We start from the raw sequence: 22,272 nt of genomic DNA, 5'->3' as shown, positions 1-22,272 counted from the left end.
ATGCATTTGACCAGCTTGATCACTCCACAGAATAGCCACCGGATTACTTCCCTTGAAAAAGGAAACTGGACCTCTCGGACCTATCGGGAAGCTGTTCTCAAACAAATACAATTGGTCATCGCATATGATGCCTATTGCTTCACCACCGTAGATCCTTCCACCCTTCTTTCTACAGGCGCGGTGACGGCAGACGGCATTGAAGCCATTCATGATCGATTGTTTATTAATGAATACATGGAAGAGGATATCCATAAATATAGCGATTTGATTCAATCCGGTAAGTATGCAGCCATTTTACATGCTTCCATTCAATCAAGGCCTGGAGCAAGTTCACGTTATACGAATATTTTGCAGCCTGCCGGATTCGGGGATGAGCTTCGCACGGTGTTTGTAAATAACGACGCCTGCTGGGGTTATCTCACGTTGTACCGCAAACAGAACAAACCTACATTCTCGGAAGAAGAGCGGGAGCTTATGCAACACTGGGCATCGTCAATTGCATTTATGCTACGGACAACTCATCTATTATTGATGGAAGAGCTTCAAGGTGGCAGTCCGCGGGAGCCGGGCATTGTTATTTTACGCCCTTCGCTCGAACCTGTAATGCAAAATCCGGCCGCACATTACTGGTTATCCGAATTACGCCGATTGGAGCAGGTTGAATCCGATGTGCTTCCGAGACCAGTCCGTGCCGTGAGTTCTCATCTACTGAAATCCATTCAAAAGAATGCCTCGTCAGCTTCAACAGCATCGGACAGTTCACTGTCCAAAGTCTGTGTCCAGTTGGCGGACGGTCGTTATGTTATGCTTCAGGCTAGTTTGATGCAGTCTTTCGAATCGGCAGAACATTCAGAGAAATGGGATCAGATCGCCGTTTGGCTGGAGCAGGCCATGCCTCAAGACTTACTCCCCCTGCTGTCCGAGAGTTATGCCTTATCCGCTCGGGAGCGTGAATTGCTCGCCTATGTACTACGCAGCTTTTCCTCGAAGGAAATTGCAGCGGCTATGCATATTTCAACCTACACCGTTCAAGATCATCTGAAGTCCATCTTCGCCAAAACAAAGGTTTCCTCCCGTCGGGAGTTAATCTGGCATTTTGTTTCCCGTTTTCAGTTATCCGGAGAGCCGGAGATACCTGGAATGTAGGTTAAGCAAACAAAAGGAGCGTGTCCCCATGGACGCGCTCCTTTTGTTTGCTTGATTTAAATATTTTTATACCTCCACTACGACTTGGCAGGTTTAGCAGAACGTTTGGAAGCACCTGCATTTTTTTCATTTTTTGTATTTTTTGCATTATTCGTATTTTTTGCATTATTCGTATTTTTAGTATTCTTCATGTTTTTAGCACCTTTGATGTGATCAGGCTTTTGCGAGCTTACTTGCGTCACTTCGGCTACCTGAGGATGCTCTACTGGGTACAATTTGCGGAACAGCAGTGTCTGCAGTACTAAAAACGAGCCCCCGACCGTCCAGTACAGCGGCATAGCTGCTGGTGCGGAAAACGAGAAAAATGCCATCATTAGCGGGGAGATATAGCCCATAATCGCAAACTGTTTGCGCTGTTCAGGAGCCATATTTGCCTGTGACACCTTCGCCTGAATGAGATAAATAACCGCTACAACTACGGCCAGTACATAGTCAGGTGCTCCAAGCTTAAACCATAAAAACGAATGGGACGACAGCTCTGGCGTTAGCCGAATTGCTGTGTATATCCCCGATAAAATCGGGAGTTGAATTAACAATGGCAAACAGCCAATATTCAGCGGGTTGAATTTATGCTTTTTGTACAACGCCATTGTCTCTTCAGACAACTTCTGCCGACTAGCCGTATCGTTCTTGCCCTCGTATTTTTTCTTAATGGCATCCAGTTCAGGTTTCATCGCATTCATAATCACCCGTGTTCCCTGCTGGGACTTCGCTTGACGCATCATGAGCGGTAATAATGCGAGACGAATGACAAGTGTGATGACGATAATCGCTACACCATAACTTCCATTAAATATACTGGCGATATGCTGAATCAGATACGACAGTGGGAATACGATGTAATGATTAAAGAACCCTGGCGTGGAAGAATTAATCTCTGATACATTATTACTGCATCCGGCAAGCAGCATAACTGCGAATAAAATCGCAATCAGGCCATAGATCCGTCCCTTGCCAGATGTGAGCGTAAACCTCTTGTTTGCATTATGTTCCATATATATCCTCCTTGTTGATTGGTTGATTCCAGTCTCAACAAGGAAATACAGTCTGGTTCATCTTCATCCGGTGCTTCTTTTCGTCTGACCATGCGGCTCCAGTCTTCCGGCCTGCGCTGTAAGTTCAAGCCAAGTGCCGGAAAGACAGGTTCAATTCCGTCTCCAGCTCCACCTTCCATCCAGTACTCCGTCATACCACAATGAAGATGGGCAATATAGGCGTAACTGACGGTAAAAATCAGACCAATGGAGAATATATACGGCAATAGCTCATGTAATTCAAACAAGAGATCCACCCCCTTCATACGTTTATTTTTACATTATAGCACTTACATATCACGTTTGCATAAATGAACTGCTGGCAAATCCAAACTCCGCTCTATTCCGTTCTTAATTTGGACAATTCTACCCGGGCTACAAGATCACAAAGATGGGATGAAGAGATTATTTTATCAATCACGGGAAAAAGCTCCATTCATCTATCTACGTTTTATTCTAAATGATAAAATAAGAACAAAAATAAAAATCTTGACCGATATAACTTCTTATTTTAGATTGCTAAGGAACGTCATACATCATGTCATTAAGGAGGAACCCCGTTGAAGCTGCATCAGCAATACTTGCTACTCCACAGCCAGCTCGGAGAAGCATTTGAACACACCATAACGCTAGCAGATCTCGCTGTGATCCTTGACTGTACCCATCGCAACACATTAACGATTGTGAAAAAAATGGCTTCTTTGGGCTGGATTCATTGGCATGCCCAGCGGGGACGGGGACGGCGTTCGACTCTGTCATTACTAGCTCCAGCAGACCAAATTGCTACAGAGTACATGATGAAAGCGATGAATCGCCTGGAGTTGCAAGAGGCTGCCGATCAAGTTCGTGCATTCTCCAATTCAATGTCTATGCAACATGTTCTGAACCAGTGGCTGCTCGGTTATTCAGGGCACCACACGGAAGCTGGAACAAACAATGAACAAATCGATACGCTTCGTTTGCCTGTTCGTCAGCAACTTCATGCGCTCGATCCGTTATATATTAATTTGCTTGCCGAGTCTTTTGTAACTAGCCACGTATACGATGGACTTGTGCAGCGAGACGAGCGAGGACACATTTTGCCCTGCCTAGCGCATACATGGGATGTATCCGATGATAGACAAACATGGATTTTCCATTTGCGGAAAGGGGTTTATTTTCACAACGGTAGCCCCTTTACAGCATCAAATGTGGTTTATTCGTTTGAACGATTGTTATCTACGGAGCGCCGTACATTGTACCGTGAGGTTATGAAGCAGATTCATTCGGTTGAAGCGTTAAACCCATTAACTGTGCGATTCTGTTTAAGGCGACCACAGGAATTATTTTTATCTTTTCTGACGACCAGCCGGGCCGTCATTGTTGCTCGAAACCTGGATAAAGATCAGGCAAACATACCTATCGCCCCGACACAGTCCATGCTAAAACCGGTAGGAACGGGGCCTTTTAAAGTGACTGTATGGGATCAGCACCTGTGCAGACTTGAAGCTTATGCGGCTTATTTTCAAGGCAGAGCCCTTATTGACCGGGTGGATATTCTGCAAATTCCGTGGGGGACTCCACTCGATGAACTTGATTCAGATCAGAAGCCTGCATCTATCGAAAATGTGGAATCTCCCTTTTTTCACCTTGTGCATAATCCGACTAAAACGACGGGAACGGCTTGGACACAGGCAAGTTCAGGTGTGACCGTGACCAAGTTGCTTACGTGTAACACAGAAAAAACCGGACCGTTAAACGATCCGGCTGTACGAGCCTATTTGCAACACTCTATTCACCTGGCACAACAGAAGGGGACACCAAATCGGCCTCAACATCATGAATATAAACATGAGAATAATCCCACTTCGCAGGAGAGCCCTTTTTACGATGAGCCCATCGCCTTGCACCTCGCTACCATCCCGCAATATCGGCCCGATGCTGAGCGGCTTGCACTGATTTTGGAAGAATCCGGTTTTCATTGCACCATACACACAGGAAACATGGAACAATTCAAAGGCGATTGGCGGCTTGAATCTGATCTCATTCTCTTCTCCTTGATTCAAGATCGGGACGTGGAGCTACGCAGATATGATCTGTTCTCCACAATATCTGAGCATCTCGAATCCTCATCTCAGGAGCAAGTTCAACATAGGTTACAATCTATTGCCGCATCTCCACATACCAGCGAGCGCAAGCAGGCACTATTCGACATCGAAGAATTTCTAATTCGTGAACATCTAATGTTCATTTTGTCCCAAAAACCTGTAGAGACCGCTTATCTTCCTTCCGTTCGCGGAATGTCATTCAACAGTCAGGGCTGGGTTAATCTGCGGCACATCTGGTTTCCCTCTGATGAGTTGTGAACCTTGGTATAGTCCATCATCTTTCTGATAACGTCATACTCTTTCCCGTGTGGGTCCGGGTGTAGTTACGGCTCAAGGAAACCGTATCCTTTCGACGATAAACACCAAGAAGCAAACCGATCATGGCGTATTCAAGCATCACATGAGATCCATATCCGATAAGGGGAAATTCAATACTCATGATTGGGACCATTCCCGTGATGATCGCAACTGAATAACTCAGTTGAAGTGCAAGTGTAACCGTTACAGACAGTACAATCATCGAACCAAACTTCTCTTGTATACGCGGCAGTATTTTAAATAATGTCTTTACAAACCACACTATGCCAACAATAAACAGCGCACAGGCAGACCACCCAAACACGTCTATAAGCATAACCCCTGGATAACTCAGATAAAGATATTTTAAAGTCGATCCTAACGGGATGTTCGTACCATTTCCCCACCATCCCGCTGTTTTGACGATATCAATAATAGCGTTATTCATAAATTCCATACCCTTAGAGTCTTGATCCAGATTAAATACCACAGACAACCTTTCGAATCGACTATATTGATCGGTTACAAGTAATAGAACGGCTGCAGCCGCTCCGCAAAAACACGCAGTAATCAGCGTATACAGCCACTTTCTTGTAATCCATCCGAACAGTAGTAAAGATATGCACCCAAATAACGACAATCGGACCCAATCCGAGATTTGATAGATAAGTACCATAGGCAAAGCTACTAACCCAACATAGGTAAAGATCATTTGTACGTTCAGACCCGAACGAAAATGGGAAATGACAATCCCGCCGATCGCGAGTGGCAATATCCAAAGGGCGGACGTGGTAACATCGATTGAGAAGCCAAATGGCAATATAAGCATTCTATTCAAGCTACCATACGAGTCTGCTATCACCGGGGTAATCCATAAGAGAACATTCATTAGAATGTATACCCACCAAGCAGATTTAATCCATTTCCTATAGTCGAAAAAGAGGCAGAACAACATGGCTAACATCCCCATACTTGTATACAGTAGATGGACGGATGAGTATTCATTTCCCAAGTCTAATAGACTATTCGTATATATCCAGGTCAAAACCATGCCAATTAGAGCCATCCCCACGACTCCCGCCAATAATCCCCAGTGCATTCGGTGACGATGAATGTTGTGCATTCTTTTGCCTAGATCAGCCGGATCACCCATTTGTTCAATAGCGTATGTGGCAGCTTCCTCCGTTGTAAATCCTTCCTGCTCCTTGTCATAGGTCATCTCTTCGAGATGATTCCCGATTTCTTCACGAAGATCGTTATGTACTTCCCTCGCCCTGACCTGACCACAGATTTGATCCAGATAATTCTGAATCTGTTCCTTTTTTTCTTGTTGCTTCCCCTGCTCTTTCACTTTCTTCTGATTCATCAGGCTAAACCTCCTTCACCGATCACGCGATCTACAGCACGACGAAATACAGACCATTCCGCTTTTTTCTGTTGTAATGCCTGTATGCCTTGCTCTCGAATGGAGTAATATTTCCGTTTTCTGCCCTCCACTTCTGCCCAATAAGCCTCCACCCATCCTTCGATTTCCATCGCATGTAGGATCGGATACAACGTTCCTTCTTTGAGAATAAACACTCCCTCCGATTGACGATGCAGTTCCTTAATCAGCTCATAGCCATACATGGGTTGTGCATGAAGTAAAGTTAAAATTAATGTTTCTGTACTTCCTTTAATCATTTGCTTATTAATCTGCAAACAAAACGCTCCCTCCTAAGTACTGGTCTAATGCATCGGAAATCTATGCATAGTTAATCTAGGTGTCATGATACCTTATAATTCCTTCTATGTCCAGCACTCCATTTATCTATTTATGTTAAACTACCTCTATCCAGCCTTGAATTGTGTATAGAAATTTTTTTGATCTTTACAGATTTAGATAGACCGATATTACGAATTAAAGGAGACTTTCTCGCATGAGTAAAAGTAAACTTATTTTCTTTCTTGGCGGAGCCGGAAGTGGCAAAACTACGCTTGCCAAAGCGCTCTCGCGCAAATACAAAGCCGCCTTTCTGGACATGGACATCCTGCTTCGCCCAGCCGCTGAGGCCATTATGACGTTACAAGGGCTTGATCCATCCGACCGGGATTCACCGGAATACAAACGACTGTGCCGTGATCTGGGTTATCGAATCACGATGGACGCCGCCCTGGATAACGTGCAGCTTGGTGTAGATACCCTTGTTGTAGGTCCTTTTACCAAAGAGACCGAGACACCGGATTGGATCGAGCAGGAACTTGCACGCATCGGACGGTCTCTTCATGACACCGATGTTCGAGTCGCTTACGTTTATTTGCAGAACGAAGCATTGTATTACCAAAGGATTACGGCAAGGCAATCTCCTTTAGATGAATGGAAACTAGCCAACTGGGATGCATTTCGTGCGTCTCTTGACCGAAAAAGAGTGGCTTGGCCTCTTCCCGCCGAATCTGTTGCGTATATCGACAACTCCAGTGACGATCCTGACATTGCCTTTGCTGAATTGGAACGCCGGATGTATGAGTGAAAGGAAAGGGTGACTTTTTCAAAAGGAAGGTGTATCCATAAATTCCTGTACATCGTTTAATGGAAATTGGAGGATAGCTTGACTGAATTGTAATTGGACTGTAGTGAAATGCCGGTTTTACAGGTTAAGCTTTCTTCGGGGCGCAGGTATTGGGGTGAACTGGAACTGGTTCGGGTACCATGGGATTGCAAGTTGCGTTGAGCATGCGAGGTAGGTATGAAGGCAATCAATCTCTAACGATCCTGAGAGAGCTTATTTGAACCTTTTTGGCGGTTTTAAAATTCTAACGATCTCAGGTGACGCTATTTTCCTAAAATCGCCCCGATCACAGCTAAAAAGTCACCGAAACAACGAAATAAGCTCTCTGGTGATCGTTAGATTTTCCTATCAGTCTAGATGGAGGAAATAAGGTTCCTAGTGATCGTTAGAACTTTAAGGGTGAGGATTAGAACTCATTTTTGCTATTCTTGACTGATACGTTAACCTTTCCTATCACCACTCCGTTTGATCACTCTCTCCATTCTGCTCTTCCCCATAACCTGCTTGACACACTCATTTCGACTCGGTAAACAAAAAACACGAGAGAGTTTATGTTCTCCTCGTGTTTTCAGTGTTTTTAGTGTTTTCAATGTTTTTAGTGTTTTCTCTATTTTCTCACGCTCGTTGTACCTTGTATTTCCCCAATTCCACTACTGCATCACACTTCACTCGCCTGCTTCTTTTTCTCCCGCCGTTCAGCAATACGAGCCGTAATGAGTTTATGACTCTCGTCAATCTCCTCGGGCGTGCAGGCCGCTTTCAGTTCGTACACTTTCACTGGGGATCGATCAATGATATCCAGGAATGAATCAAAATAAGTCATGTCCTGACTATGAATATAAGGACACCAGTGATCTGACAACCCTACCGTTTCATGGATGTGAACCCCCACGACATGATCGATCAGCGCATTGGCTTCACGCACGTTATCATACAATCCCATCCGATCCATCATCATGCCGTGGCCGATATCATACCATAACCCAAGCGGTGCCCCCTTCATCTGACCAATGATCGATCCTGCTTCCTGTAGCGTAGGCATCTGATAACAGCGTGAACGGGTTTCAATTCCGAAATTCACACCGTATCCACGTTGCTCCGAAAGATTACATACCTCTTCCAGGCTTTCCTGTATGCGTTTCAAATAGTGTTCACTTCCAGCCTGCCTCTTCTCCAGCATCTCCTGCCACAAAGCTTGATAAGCTGGTGAATCCTTGCCTTGCTCGTGATAGATCTTTTTCAGAGCTTCGTCAATGTTATACTCAAACGGGACTTCTCCCGGGTGAACAACTACTGCCTTTGCCCCGTAGCGATGAGCATACTCCGCAGAACGAAGCAACAATTCAATTGCCCTTTTACGCCGTAGCTCATCGTCGAATCCAAGCAACACCGAATCCGTTCCGTAATCCGGATCGGCCACATGCGGGAACGTGTTATGCACACTCGATACACCCACTTGCCCACGTTCAATCATCGGTTCAATCGTCTTTAATAGCTCATCCGTCACATTATAATTCAACTCCACCTGCCTGAATCCAAGCGACAGAATCTCTTCGATCATACCTTCGCCCGTCGTATGGCGCTTGATATTCCAGCATGTCGAGAAAGAGTACTCTTTTTTGTCTGTGTACATTTACTCTGCCCTCCTCCTTACGTACTTTAACCCTACCATAGCCCTTCTAATAGCCTTCTGAAAACGTCCACTTATATTCTTCTGCCTAACCCTATGATACCGTCTGGCATCATCGATCTATTCAATGATACTGAGTTCAAACCTCATCCTGTTATCCGTCACGCCCGGAACATAGCGGTAGATTATTTCAGCATAGTCGGTATACATTAACACTGTCGGCGCTGGGGCTTCGGCTTTTACAGAACAGGTTAGCCCCGGAAGCGTCCAACGTGTTGGTTGTAAATGCTGTGGATGCAAGTGAGGTCCTTTAATTTCAAAATAAACCTCGATCTCCTCCGCCGTATCCAGCTGCACCTCAATTTGCAATGACTCCGCTGTGACTTCTGCTTCAAAAGTGATACCGCGCAGATGGCTGTTCCAGTCTCCGCCTGTTTCACGCCGAACAAGACGCAGGTAATACCGCTCTCCTGCCTCGTTCTGCCAATGAATCGTTGCCGGATGCATCTGGCCGTTGGTATTGCGGCTGCCGGACATCGCACCTATCATTCGTGTCTCACCAATCCAGGCCGAAGCGGTGCACAAATTCCGATTCGCTTTTGGATCGTTGCGTTCGCAGAGCTCCATGAACTGTTTTTGCACAAATCGATCTCCTTGATGGGCTTTGAAATACGGCACAGCCTCCTCCGGAACATCAATCCCCAGTAAAGCAATCATCGGATCATGCCCTGATTCACAGTTCATGCCCGTCAAATACTCGTAACCTTCTCCCAGCAAAAGATAGAGAAATACACCGATCGAGCTATGCTCCCGCATCTCCATATCATATGCACGAGCAAATGGCCCCGATAGATTTTCCAGGTTTGCATTGTAATACAGCGCAATATTGTTCCATAATCCATGCTCAATGCGATGAGTAATTTCAGTCATGCGTTCCGTTACAGCATACTTTCGGAACATCCCGAGTACGGCGAGATCCACCCCGTAATAGGTCGTCGTATTGAACTCGGCAAACGTCCCCCCGTACTGCTCAAACTCCTGTAACAGACTTTCGGCTTGTTCATCCGCATGCTGAATCCAATCCACCCGCTGGAACCGATGTCCGTAATAATGGGTGATAAAAATATGCATCAATTCAATGTTCGTGTTCATCGGAATCACATCTGACCGTCTGCGGTCCACGGAGCCTAGAACGGCACGCTCCATCGCTTCATCCATCCGCTGAATAAGCTTATCCGGCAGAAGTTCTGCAAACTCGGTTGTCGCTATAGCACACACACATGCGATAAATTCCCGCCAGTTTGGATCATAACTGATCCAGACCGGGGGCAAAACAGCGTTCACGGACGCATAGAACAGCTCTCTCAATCGTTTGACGTCTGCGTCTTTCTTCACCAAATCATTCTCTTGCTGCAGGTTATGAATAAACTGCGCAGACACCTTCTCAAAGGTGCGTTCCAGGAAATAGGCTGTGCCTGGCGCAAATGATTTCCATGCATAATGACCCGCGGGTGGATGCTCTTCATTCGTCTGGGTCGCGAAGGTGCCGTGATAAATTTCTTCCGGTGCATCATATTGATAATCAAGCACTTTATGAAGTACACGAACAGCCCGCTCCACATCGCCGGGCTCCTGACGAATAAGCAAGCCCAGCGCATAATGCGCACTTCCTCGTGTACCGTGCTGTGATGCATCGTCTTCAAAACTGCGAAGCAATGCAAATTCATCGTCATAAAAACGATCCATCATGACCATGGACTGGTGAACCAGATGCTGCTGTTCCTTGGACATCTTCTTAACCATCGGTTGTGTCATGCCTATGACCTCCTGAGACGTTAGCCTTTTACAGCACCTACCATTACACCGCTGATGAAAAACCGCTGCAACCACGGATAGACAAGCAGGATTGGCAATGTCGAAAATATTACGCTGGCTGCTTTCAAGCTTTCCGGTAATACATGAACTGCACCAATACCTTCATTTTGCATCAGTTCGGTAATTTGGTTTTGCTGAATCATCTGATATAACTTCAATTGTAACGGATACAACTCCGGTTTGGTAATATACATCAATGCATCCTGGAATCCATTCCAGCGTCCTACAGCGTAAAACAAGCTGAGTGTAGCCATTACCGGAAGAGACAGCGGTAGAATGATGCGAATTAACGTTCCAATCTGGGTACTGCCATCAATATCTGCCGCCTCCTCCAGACTCTCCGGAATGCCGCGGAAAAAGGTGATCAGAATAATCATATAAAACGGGCTGATTAGTCCAGGAAGAATGAGTCCCCAAGTGCTGTCAAGCAGATGCAAGTTTTTGATCAAAATATACTCCGGGATAATCCCCCCGCTAAAAAACATCGTTACAACAATGACCAGCATGAACCATTTGCGGCCTCTCAGACTGCTTTTGGCAAGAGGATATGCTGCCATAATCGTCATAAGCATACTAAGCACCGTGCTCAGAACCGTCAACCAGATCGTATAGATCAGGGAACGAATCATGGAACCATCACCAAACACCTTACCGTATGCCTCCCAGGACAGCTCTTTTGGGAAAAAGGAAACCTCTCCCGAACCAATCGCCCGGTTCGAGCTAAGCGAGATGGCAATGATATGGATGAATGGTGCAAGGCATAATACCATCGCAATGATAATCAGAGTTACATTTACTGTGTTGAATATTCGATTCGCCGTGTTTTCCGACATCTCACTCACTCCTTACAGATCATAGATGGACACCGTGTTGCCGCAGAGGCATTCGTTTTGTTACATAATGCTCTCATCTGTCAATTTTTTAGATGCGTAGTTCGCGCCCAGGATGAAAATCAGTCCAACGACAGCTTGGAACAGTCCCACTGCGGTCGCCAGAGTCACCTGACCGGATTGCAGACCCAGACGGTATACAAATGTACTGAGTACATCCGAGTATTCGCGTACTGCTACATTTCCGATGATGAACGGCCGGTCAAAGCTGATGGAAATCATGTTTCCGACGTTAATGATCAGCAAGGTAACAATGGTCGTTTTGATGCCTGGCAGAGAGATATGCCAAATTCTGCGCAAACGGCTCGCCCCGTCTACCTCGGCTGCTTCATAGAGCTCACGGTTAATGCCTGTAAGGGATGCCAGATACAAAATCGTTCCCCAGCCTGCACTCTGCCACACACCTACAGCGAGATACGTAAAAATCCAATAGTTTTTATCCGATAGAAACGGAAGCGGATCGAGTCCAACGCTCATTAACATATTGTTAATGAAGCCTGATTGTGTGCCAAACACCTGCAGTACGATACCACCTATGATGACCCAGGAAATAAAGTGTGGAATGTAAAGCAACGTCTGTGCCATTTTTTTGAACCAGGCTACTCGTAATTCAAAGAGCAGGATAGCGAGAATCAGCGGTGCCGGAAAGGATACGAGCAAGTCGAGCAGATTCAGAACGATTGTATTACGCAGGGCGGTGTAGAATCCCTGATTTTGAAACACTTCCTTAAACGCATCGAATCCAATCCACTCACTGCCGCCGATCCCTTGGAAGAAGTTAAAATCCTTGAAGGCGATCTGTACCCCATACATTGGACCGTATTTGAAAATGATGAAGTATAACATTGGCAGCACAAGTAATGCGTACATTTGCCAGTTTCTGCGGAAATACGTGCCTGTCTTCATAATGTTCCCCCCAAGTCGTGAAGGATATCTCATGGAAGGCGATTCTAACATCGCCCCCCCCATGAAATGTCCTGTTCAATTGCGGTCAGACCTGTCCAACCTGCGCTTATGATCATTACTTCATCGCTTTGTAAGCCTCCGTACGCTCATCAAGAATGGCTTGACCCCCACTTGCCATATAATCACTCATCATGCTGTTATACACCGCTTCAAAATCAGACGGCTTGGAGATCGTTGTTTTCACAATAAACTCCGAAAATTTGTCTTTTAAGCCGTTGCCATAACGAGATTCCGCTTCAATGGGCTTGGAGAAACGTACGGGTTGAATCGTATCCGTATTGGAGATGGTTACGGATTTGCGCATGTCATCCCGATATTTGGAATCCACCTGAACGACATAAGCCTCTTCGTTTTTCTTTTCGTCTCCGACATATTTGCCGTTTACAATGATCGCAATGTCACCGGAGTTGTAAATCCGACCAGCAATTTCAGGTGAAGCATCTTCTTTGATCTGTGGTACACCGTCTACCAGCTCATAGTTTTCGTCTTTCACGCCGTATTGCAGGTCAAACAGATTGTTGCCAGATGCCATCCAGTCCAGATATTTCATGGCTGCTTCTGCATTTTGACTTGTTTTTGGAATCATGACGTACATTGCATTGGGTGCATATGCAGGCTTGGCAAATTTGCCTTCCGAGTTTTTGAACGCGTCAATCGGTGTCATCACCGCATCCGGTTTGTTCGTTTGCAGGTTTTTATACGTACCTGAGATGTAAATCTCTCCCGCATCTTCACTATAGAAACCTACTTTTCCGTTGGATACATCTTCCCACAGTTTTTTCTTGTCTTTATCCAGCCCGAAGTCTGCACTCATTAACCCCTCGTTATACAAGGTGTTCATATATTTCAGCGCATCCTTGAAGCCAGGCAGCAACGTTGGATAATCATTAGAGCCAAGCTGTTGAGTCAGTGTATATCTCTGTTCTTCCGTGAGAGGCTGAATGAAAGACCAAATCAATGGCTCATATTGTGCCGAAGCGATCGACATCCCCATGGGAATGAGTCCTGATCCCACTTTGCCTGGATCTTTCTCCTTGAATGCTTTCAGGACGGTGTGCAATTCTTCAGCCGTTTGAGGTGAAGGCAATCCGAGTGCATCCAGCCAGTCCTGCCGGACATACGAAGCATACTTGCCTAACACCAGACGTTTACCCGGGACTGCGAATTGTTGCCCATCATATTGACCGTATGCAAGCGTGTCATCACCCAGGAATGTTTTCAGATTACTTCCTTCTTTGTTCAGCAGATCGGTCAATTCTGTCAAACCGCCTTGTGAAGCATAACGATTAAATGTACCGGAATCATAAGTGAACACAACATCAGGCACTTCAGAACCGCTTGCCATGAGCACGTTGAGCTTCTGCACTTCTTCTGAACGCGGAACCGGAACAAATTTAACATCAATATTGTTCGGGTCACCAAATTCCTTTTGAATGAAGCGTGTCAGATAACTATCGGAGATGGTGTAACCCGCCGGTGTATTTCCCCGGTCAAAAATTTCTACTTTCAACGTGGTTCTGTTCCCCGCCCCCGCTTCCCCGGATGATGAAGATGATGATTCACTACCTGACGAACACGCGGATAATAATAGAGTGAATGCTGTTACCGCTGCGAGAATCGAACTTGCCTTTCCTGCCTTGCGTCTTTGAAATAATTTCATTTGACCTTTCCCCTTTCGCACCCATTCTGTAATGATTCACATGATCGCCACTCCGTTATAGCTGTCCAACTTGTTGCACCTGTGAATGTCATTAATTATTACATTGTTTTCTGAAAATCGACAATAAACTATTTTCAAAACAGGAAAAATTCTATTTTTTACGTTAAAAAACCTATCTCATAAACAATATTCCTGACAATAAACTATTTTCAAACCATTTATGTTATATAACCTAACACACTTTTGGGTTGTTCTCACTCTTTTTCAGGTGGTAATCCTCTCCAATTCGACAATTAACGACATTCACTAATCTATTTTCCTGATCAGCGCGCAAATAAAAAAGACCGCCTTATCCGCGGTCATTTCTAAACAAACTATGATGATGCTAGTTGGCTAGTTTCTTGGAGCAAGATTAAAACGAACGTCTCCAAAAAGCGTATCTACTGCGCTTCCCCCGAATTCATCCAGCACATACTCTTTACTCTTGTCGAGATGTTCCAGAATTAATACATTCAACTTCTGATCATCATGAATCCCGCCCAGCTTGAACTGCACAGGTAAGCTCAGTTGTTCAGCTGTCCCAGTCATGATCTGAACGAGCTCTGACTCATGTCTGTTCCTACTAGTCATGTAGCTTCCCGTTGGAATGTCCAAAGAATATCGTGATCCATCCACGCTAAAATTGAAGGTATTGTTATCCGTTGTAATGTTAACCTTGCTAACAAGCTCCAAGGAGCCCCAAACTTGTTGCCCATACTGATGCATTTTGTTTCCCCCCTTTTGATATCTATAGTTTAGAACATGTTGTTTGTTTTCTAACTGTGTTTTTACTTTATTTTTCGAGCAGCCTCACAAAAAAACTCCTCTAAGAAGCAACAGAGAAAATCTACGTTGCTTCTTAGAGAAGTTATCCAATAATATCTTATTTTATTAAGGTAAGACATCGGCGATATCGACAGATTTATTCCGCTTAACCTAACATCCTGCCTCGGTTTTATAGTTCTTCTTGCTTGCCATACTGCTTGCGATAATCCCCCGGAGTCACGCCAATCACCCGTTTGAACACTCTGCCAAACGAGATCGCATTAGCGTAACCCACTTGTTGGGCAATATCCTGAATAGCCATATCCGTTGATGTCAGCATTCGGCATGCTTTTTCCACTCTCAGTTTCACAAGAAAATCCACAAACTTCATATCGAATTCTTCTTTGAACAAATAACTCGCATATTTACCCGAGATTTGAAAACGGTCGCTTAGATGTTTCAGCGACAGATCCGGGTCATCGAAATGCTCCTCAATGTATACGCGTAGCTCGTTAATCATCGCACGGTGACTTTTCGTTTCGTTAACGGCAACATAATTGCGATAGACCTCTTTGAGCCAATCCATCAAAATCCCCCGAATGCCTTCGAGTGTGTCAACCTCCTGGATTTGCGAGCGGAGCCGCACCAAAAACAGCTCATCAAATTGGTGTTGTAAACGTTCGGATAACTCCCCAAACTCACGCGCCAACATCTGAATCAGCGATTGCAAGAGCATACGAATATCTTTATCGTTCATTTGGTCTTCATGGAACGCAATAAACATCCGGTCAAGCTGTGCACGCCACCCATCCCCCGTAAGCCTGAACTCCCGAACGATGTCTGCGAGCATTTGCAAATATTTGTACGAATGCAGCTCCATATGGCCTGGCAGTTGTTCACTGAGCACAATCGCATTCTGACCAAGGGTGAGCCGGTGCTGCAGAGCTGTGTCTGCACTGCTATAGGATCGAGTGATTTCTTCCCAGCCATTAACCGTCTGCCCAATTCCGAACGTAAACCGAATCCGGAAATGCTCAGCAATCCACATATGCAACCGTTTAGCCAAATCCATCAGCAGTTCACGGCTCAGTCCTTCTTTTTCATTGGAGGCAACTACAACGATCAGACGACGATTGCCAAACCATTCTGCCCATGCACCAAACTGGCTCTCTTTCTGCACCAGTTCCTTGAACACGTTCATCAGTGCCATTTTCAACGTATTGGAATGAGCGGGTAGGTCTGTCCCATCCATCTCCGCTACCAATACAGCGGCACACTGCGGCTCAAGAAAACGTTCCTCAAGCGGCTGCAAGTGACGAAGACGCTGACGGAAAGAATCTATACGTTCACCCTCCATCAAATCCACAAGCAACTGCCTGCGATGAATCAGTAGATTCTCATGATGCTGTTTCTCGTAATCCACCGTTTGAGCAATGAGATGTTCCAGCGCCCGGTCGATCAGTGCAAGCTCGTTTTTGACAGAAGGTGCGGCATTCTCTTCATGCACACGTGGCTGTAGCGCCTGAATGCGATTCATCATCAGCTGCATGGGTTTTACGTTTCTACGTGTAATATAGATCAAACCTGCGACCGCACCAGCAATGGTGAGAATACCAATCCCAATCCACACATAGGACACCAGCGATACCCATGAATATAACTGACCCGTTTGAATACCACTCTCAAAGGTAAGCCCCAGCTTCTCAGCCTTGACCCGGTTAAGGACATTCCCCTCTGCCGAGTCAATCTGATGAGCCGAATATACGAGATCCCCATGGCTATCCTTCACCTGTAGAAAAGAGAGATTCGCCTCCGTCATATTGTCAATTTGCCTCTCCAAGGCATACAACCGTATTGTAATAACAAGCAGGCCTTCACCACCCCAAGGTAGTGGCAGCCATTTATTCATGCTGATGACCTGTGAAGGGACGTCAAATGAACGTTCTTTGTAGGATCTGGGCTGATTCCAACCCAGATTCAGTTTATTTTTCAATGCCTGTTCGATATACGATTTATCCTCAAATTCCTCAAAACTTACCATGCCTCTAGGTGTAATAATGCTCGAATCCGACATTCGGTAGAGGTAAATCGATTGCACCATACCCTGTTGATCAACCATACGGTTCAGATCACTGGCTGCATCATAAATAAACTGACTGGACAATTGTCCTTTTTCGGCTTCCAAAAAACGACTGTACATTTTGTTCGTTACAATTTCATCCAGCAGTTTCATCTCAATATCGCCTAACGAACGCTCCAATGTGCTGACAATGTAATGTGAAGAGATCAGATCTGCTTTTCTGGTTTCTTTTCGTGACAGTTCGTTAACAATCAGGAAGGAGAGAAAGATCAGAATGGAAATCGTGAGCAGAAATAGGGGGAAATATGAATAAATCAACCTGGTGTGCCAAGTCCGCTTCAGATTCACCTTCATAGGCTTCAGTTCCTTCCATTTTTACTTTAGTTCCTACCTCTACTTCTACTCTAACGGGTATGCCCTTCTCTGCTCTTTGGCCTGTCTGCTGACGATATACAGAATGATTGCCCCCATTGCCGCACTGATTGTACAAGCCAGATACATCATTGACGGGCCGCCAGTATCCAACAAATAGCCGTTAAGCATATTCCCCACAATGCCTCCGAGTCCTGCAAACACCATGTTAAACAAGCTTTGACCCGTCGCCTGCATTTCACGTCCAGTAACAGACGCTACATATTCCACTGCCGCGATATAGAAAAATCCAAACGACAATCCGTGCAGTACCTGAACACCAATCATCACTTCCGGGCTGGGCCATAACCATTGAATCCCCCAGCGCAACATGTAGGCTCCCGCCGCTAGCAACATGGTTCGTTCATGCCCCCACCTGCGTAACACATAAGCGGCTACCAGCATAGAGGGTACATTGGTGATGGAAGCGATCAAAAGAGCTGTACCCGTCAAGGCAACCGAGCCGCCAGCCATCTGAAATGAAATAACAAAAAAGGAGTTAAATGCAGTAAGTGTCTGATTCACCAGAAAACAACCCGTGAGAAAGAGAAGGAACGTGCGATTTCGAAGTAATCTTGCCAAACCTACGGAGAAAGTGACCGAGGACGAGGAAATGCTCGTCTGCTTGGGGAGCGTACCCGCCAGTATTGCGCTTAAGATGTTGAAAAACAGAAAGGGCAACCATAACATATGAATGGAAAACTGGGAAAGATACATCCCTGCAGCGAATCCACCAAGCCCTGTCCCCAGGCTTCCGAACAGCCGAATCATACCGTAAGAGGTATTCGCCGCTCTTGCTGCCGTTACCGCATAGGAGTCAGCTACAGGTATCTGTGTCACTTGAAATATAGTGCACAAAGTATAAATCAAAATTAATATAATGTATACCTGAATATTATAAAAATACGCTAACGCCGCTGGAACAAGCAGACTGACCACCAATACAAGACGTGTCTTTTTGAATTTATCCACCAAAATCCCCCAGACAGGCTGGAGAATGATGGATATTAATGTCCCGAATGCCATGATGAATCCGGTATCCTTACTCGAAAAACCCTGAGCAACCAAAATCGGATTGATGTAAGGGTTAAAGATGCCTCCGGCAAGTCCCATAAACAGATATAAACCCTGCAATTTAATTAATACAGCTTTCGCTCCATTGAATTCGGCTTTTGTTTTTTTTGTAGTAGCCGTCATATGTCTATCGCTCATCCGGATCTCCATCCTTTTATTTCTGTAGTCTCTGTGTATGGTTTACTCCTATTACTAGCCGCTACATACGTTCAAGGTGACGTCTAATGGAAGCAAGCGCTCCGATTGCCCCTGCTTTATTGCCAAGCTCGGCAATGACCACTTGAACCGGAAGCACAACATAACGTTTGAGTCTGGCCTGAACTTCATTCAGATAATAGGTTGGATTGGATGCAGCCACTCCGCCGCCGAGTACGATAATCGATGGGTTGAGCAACGCCGTTATATTCGCGAGTCCTCTTGCCATATAGCGCATAGGCAGTTCCAGAATTTCAAGTGCAGCTACGTCGCCTGACTCCGCCGCCTTGAACACATGTCTTGCTTCAATCTGTTCCACTTCGCCTCCGGCCAGACTCCAGATCAGGGATAGTTCATTTCCTTTTCCCGATCTAAAATAATGCCTTGCCCGCTCCGTAATGCCGGTCCCCGACGTCACTTGTTCAAACACGCCGAAGGCATCACCATCTGCTACATATTCGGAGCTAAGTCCCTCATCACCTGTGATAAAATGTCCTATCTCACCAGCCGCACCGTGTTGCCCACTGTGCAATTCTCCATTCAGAACGAGCGCAGCGCCAATGCCTGTACCTACGGTTACCATTACACTATGACGGTGTCCTTTGGCTGCTCCCTCATCCACTTCTCCCATGGCCGCCATGTTCACATCGTTATCCAGAACGACCTTTCCACTGTAGTACTTAGCGATTATCGGCCGAATATCTTCTTCGGGCCACTGGAATGCAGGAGCGTTGCGAAGCACAGCTTCATCTTGCAAAATAACACCCGGGAAACCTAGCCCTACACCCGCGAGCCGATCCCAGTCACATCCAATCTCTGCACAGAACGTTTTTAATTCCGCGAATAACCACTGGAAAAACAATTCCGGTTGCTCCGCGAATTGCGTTGGCAATCTGTGCTCATGAACTTCTCCACCGCTTTTCTGATTGGATAACAACATCAGTATCTTGGTTCCTCCAATGTCAACACCGGCAACCCATGAGCCTTTCGCTTCGAGCCCTTCAAGCTGTGCTTCTGTCATTACACTTCCTCCTTGGCAGATCTGTTCTTTATGATTCGTAGTACAACGGTAAAAATTATTTCCTTCGACTTCTACTCTTCAGGTGTCCCTTGTTTAAGCTCCATTAATGTATGTTGTAAAGCTACTTGCACAGCCCCTGTAACAACCGCTCGTTCTCCAAGATCCGAACATATCAGCTGTGGTTGCACCGGAAAATGCTCGGCAACAGCTTTCCTTAGCAGAGGCAACAATACATCACCATTTCCACCAATGCCGCCTCCAAGCACGACTAATTCAGGGGCGAGCAGCGTACTAATCTGACGCAACGCCCAAGCGATCATCTGACTGTACTCTTGTATAATCTCGATAGCCCATGCCTCTCCGCTCCGAGTCGCCGCAAAAATATCCTCAGGTTGCATGTCTGAACTTAAAGGGCCGTTTAGGTAACGTTGCTTCGCTAGTCTCATCAGCCCATCAGCCGACAACACATCTTCGAGACGGCGGCCATCCTGCATCCGCATCTCGGCTACTTCACCAGTCAGTCCCCCCAAGCCATGCAGCAAATGACCCTGAACCATGATCCCTGCACCCGTTCCCGCGCCAATGGAGAGAAATACGAACAAAGGTGAATTCATCGCAGCTCCCTTTCTGTACTCCCCGAGTGCAGCCAGATTCACATCATTGTCCAGCATAATATCACATGGAAAGGCACGAGCTAAGGCATCACGGGAGAAGTTCTGCTCCATGCCTGCAAGCGGGTCTACAATCCGGCTAATCTTGCCTGAGACAGGCAAAACAACACCTGGAATCCCAAACCCGATGCAACGAAGATCGCTCCACAGAAGGTGATTATTCTGAAGCAGCTGATCCACATAGCTGTGTAACAATCGAAGTACAGGCGCTTCAGAGGGAACAGATGTCTCATGCCCACCCTCGACTCCAGCCTCTCCAGAGGACTGCGCGATTACTGAGTTGGACTGCACGTACTGATCTGGATCAATTGGCGGATAAGTAGCATAGGCTATGATTTGCCCATTCAGGTCAGACAGGGCAATTCGAATTCGTGTAGCCCCGATATCAATACCGCAGACATAATAAGCTGTTTCGTTAAATTGAATTAACATGGCCTTGCGTCCTTGGGCATTGTCTGCCCGACCTGTTTCCTTCACCAGATTACGCTCAATCAGGTGCTCTACCGCTGATGATACTGTCGGTTTGCTAAGTCCTGTTTGACGGCTGATATCCGCTCTCGACATGGAGCCTTGTGCAATCAGGGCATCCATAATCAGGTTTTCATTCAGATTACGGATATATTGCGGTGTGCCAGCCATTTTATCACCTCCGCTCTATAGTTAGTTAAGTTTCTTAACGAATTAAATTCAATATATCATCCACTTTGAAGTGTGTACAGCATATTTTGAGCGAATACATCTCATGCAAATGACATCTGCTGCAATCATGTTGAATCAGGAAAAACAGCCAAAAAACTTCTGTATATTATCGAAGGCAATATCATTCCACAACGTAAAAAGGACGAAGCGGGAATCGTTCCTCACTTCGTCCTTACTACATCGACCCATTACAATATATTATGACTTCGAAAGCTCAATAAACCCTTCTCCGAATACATCGCGTACGTCATGAATGGTGATAAATGCAATCTCATCCTCTGCCCGTACAATTTTCTTCAGCATCGGCACTTCTTGCTTGCTGATCACAATATACAAAATCTCTTTCGGATTCTTCGTATAATAACCGTGCCCAGACAGAACCGTAACCCCACGATCCATCTTCTCAATGACCTGCTTCGCGATCTGATCCTGCTTCGATGAGATAATCATAACTGCCTTTTTCGGATTCAGTCCCTCAATAATAAATTCCATCGTTTTCGTTCCAACAAACAGTAACACGATCGTACACATCAAGCCCTGTGGCCCAATAATAAAGTAAGAAGAGAATGCCACAATCAGATCAAAGAAAAGCAATCCGTAGCTGATATTCCAGTCCAGATATTTATTCGCAAGTCGTGCCAGAATGACAGTACCTGCCGTTGTTCCTCCTACTTTGACAATTAAGCCGATCCCGAGACCTGCAAATACACCTGCAAAAATGGTATTAACCCACAGCTCATCTGATGCGATGCTCCAGCTTTCTGTCAGGTGCAGGAACAGCGAGTTAAAGATAACTGCAATAATCGTATATACTGTCGTGGTTCGATCCAGGAACTTATAACCTACGATTAACAGTATACCGTTGAGGATCAGGTTCATCAGTCCTGGAGACCAGTGAAACAGATAATACAAAATGATCGTGATCCCTGTTACGCCCCCCTCTGCCAGATCATTGGGGATGACAAACAAGTTTACCGCCAGCGCAAACAGAAACGCACCAGCCATAATAAATAAAATATCCGTGATTCTTCTTTTCATTCAGCGCTCCATCCAATCCATCCAAAAATAATAGCTTATCTAAACCTTTCAAAATTAATGTCCCTCATCTACACCTTTTAAAATC

17 protein-coding genes and 1 pseudogene are annotated in these 22,272 nt (G+C 45.6%); 3 read left to right on the top strand and 15 right to left on the bottom strand.

Going from position 1 to position 22,272, the window contains the following annotated elements; all coding sequences use genetic code 11:
- Positions 1 to 6: 6 nt before the first annotated feature.
- On the top strand, positions 7 to 1,146 hold the full coding sequence (locus FS818_RS05440) for a LuxR C-terminal-related transcriptional regulator (RefSeq protein ID WP_186375415.1): 1,140 nt from the start codon (positions 7 to 9) through the stop codon (positions 1,144 to 1,146).
- Positions 1,147 to 1,397: 251 nt separating this feature from the next.
- Here FS818_RS05440 and yidC read toward each other — a convergent pair.
- Together yidC and FS818_RS05430 are read right to left on the bottom strand one after the other, a co-directional pair.
- Positions 1,398 to 2,201: pseudogene (gene yidC / locus FS818_RS05435) on the bottom strand (membrane protein insertase YidC); the annotation flags it as partial.
- Positions 2,138 to 2,488 (bottom strand): hypothetical protein, encoded by a 351-nt coding sequence (locus FS818_RS05430; RefSeq protein ID WP_145330305.1) that lies wholly within the window; start codon positions 2,486 to 2,488, stop codon positions 2,138 to 2,140. The gene FS818_RS05430 and the pseudogene yidC, both read right to left, overlap by 64 nt.
- 312 nt (positions 2,489 to 2,800) lie before the next feature.
- On the opposite strand from FS818_RS05430, the gene FS818_RS05425 reads away from it, so the two are divergent.
- Positions 2,801 to 4,585: an ABC transporter substrate-binding protein gene (locus FS818_RS05425; protein WP_145330303.1), complete on the top strand. Its 1,785-nt coding sequence runs from the start codon at positions 2,801 to 2,803 to the stop codon at positions 4,583 to 4,585.
- Between the two features lie 16 nt (positions 4,586 to 4,601).
- Here the strand turns inward: FS818_RS05425 and FS818_RS05420 are convergent, their stop codons facing one another.
- Both FS818_RS05420 and FS818_RS05415 read right to left on the bottom strand, forming a co-directional pair.
- Positions 4,602 to 5,990, bottom strand: coding sequence for an FtsW/RodA/SpoVE family cell cycle protein (locus tag FS818_RS05420; RefSeq protein WP_145330301.1), 1,389 nt, complete (start codon positions 5,988 to 5,990; stop codon positions 4,602 to 4,604).
- A complete protein-coding gene (locus tag FS818_RS05415) occupies positions 5,990 to 6,325 on the bottom strand; it encodes a PadR family transcriptional regulator (protein ID WP_145330299.1) in 336 nt (111 codons plus the stop codon). The genes FS818_RS05420 and FS818_RS05415 overlap by 1 nt, the downstream gene beginning before the upstream one ends.
- A 218-nt stretch (positions 6,326 to 6,543) precedes the next feature.
- Here FS818_RS05415 and FS818_RS05410 point away from each other — a divergent pair, with 218 nt between their 5' ends.
- Positions 6,544 to 7,134 (top strand): P-loop nucleotide/nucleoside kinase family protein, encoded by a 591-nt coding sequence (locus tag FS818_RS05410; protein WP_145330297.1) that lies wholly within the window; start codon positions 6,544 to 6,546, stop codon positions 7,132 to 7,134.
- 697 nt (positions 7,135 to 7,831) lie between these two features.
- Here FS818_RS05410 and FS818_RS05405 read toward each other — a convergent pair.
- From FS818_RS05405 to FS818_RS05355, 11 genes are all read right to left on the bottom strand, one after another.
- A complete protein-coding gene (locus tag FS818_RS05405; RefSeq protein WP_145330295.1) occupies positions 7,832 to 8,806 on the bottom strand; it encodes a sugar phosphate isomerase/epimerase family protein in 975 nt (324 codons plus the stop codon).
- A 117-nt stretch (positions 8,807 to 8,923) separates the two neighbouring features.
- A complete protein-coding gene (locus FS818_RS05400; RefSeq protein WP_145330293.1) occupies positions 8,924 to 10,618 on the bottom strand; it encodes a hypothetical protein in 1,695 nt (564 codons plus the stop codon).
- Between the two features lie 20 nt (positions 10,619 to 10,638).
- Complete coding sequence (locus FS818_RS05395) at positions 10,639 to 11,511, bottom strand: carbohydrate ABC transporter permease (protein WP_145330291.1); 873 nt, start codon at positions 11,509 to 11,511, stop codon at positions 10,639 to 10,641.
- A 60-nt stretch (positions 11,512 to 11,571) separates the two neighbouring features.
- On the bottom strand, positions 11,572 to 12,474 hold the full coding sequence (locus FS818_RS05390; protein WP_145330289.1) for an ABC transporter permease: 903 nt from the start codon (positions 12,472 to 12,474) through the stop codon (positions 11,572 to 11,574).
- Positions 12,475 to 12,589: 115 nt separating this feature from the next.
- Positions 12,590 to 14,194 (bottom strand): extracellular solute-binding protein, encoded by a 1,605-nt coding sequence (locus FS818_RS05385; protein WP_145330287.1) that lies wholly within the window; start codon positions 14,192 to 14,194, stop codon positions 12,590 to 12,592.
- 393 nt (positions 14,195 to 14,587) lie between these two features.
- A complete protein-coding gene (locus FS818_RS05380; protein WP_145330285.1) occupies positions 14,588 to 14,959 on the bottom strand; it encodes a protein kinase family protein in 372 nt (123 codons plus the stop codon).
- Positions 14,960 to 15,188: 229 nt separating this feature from the next.
- The gene (locus FS818_RS05375; RefSeq protein WP_186375414.1) at positions 15,189 to 17,426 is read right to left on the bottom strand and encodes a helix-turn-helix domain-containing protein; all 2,238 of its coding nucleotides are present in this window, start codon (positions 17,424 to 17,426) and stop codon (positions 15,189 to 15,191) included.
- A 51-nt stretch (positions 17,427 to 17,477) separates the two neighbouring features.
- Complete coding sequence (locus FS818_RS05370) at positions 17,478 to 18,701, bottom strand: MFS transporter (RefSeq protein ID WP_260989787.1); 1,224 nt, start codon at positions 18,699 to 18,701, stop codon at positions 17,478 to 17,480.
- A gap of 61 nt (positions 18,702 to 18,762) precedes the next feature.
- Entirely contained in the window at positions 18,763 to 19,779 is a 1,017-nt protein-coding gene (locus tag FS818_RS05365) for an ROK family protein (RefSeq protein ID WP_145330282.1), read from the bottom strand.
- Positions 19,780 to 19,850: 71 nt separating this feature from the next.
- On the bottom strand, positions 19,851 to 21,089 hold the full coding sequence (locus tag FS818_RS05360; RefSeq protein ID WP_145330280.1) for an ROK family transcriptional regulator: 1,239 nt from the start codon (positions 21,087 to 21,089) through the stop codon (positions 19,851 to 19,853).
- 258 nt (positions 21,090 to 21,347) lie between these two features.
- Complete coding sequence (locus FS818_RS05355) at positions 21,348 to 22,187, bottom strand: YitT family protein (RefSeq protein ID WP_145330278.1); 840 nt, start codon at positions 22,185 to 22,187, stop codon at positions 21,348 to 21,350.
- Positions 22,188 to 22,272: the final 85 nt, after the last annotated feature.

Source organism: Paenibacillus xylanexedens, from assembly GCF_007680605.1.
In the GTDB taxonomy this organism is placed as follows: Bacteria; Bacillota; Bacilli; order Paenibacillales; family Paenibacillaceae; genus Paenibacillus; species Paenibacillus xylanexedens_B.
This window is presented reverse-complemented; position numbering and strand designations above follow the sequence as displayed.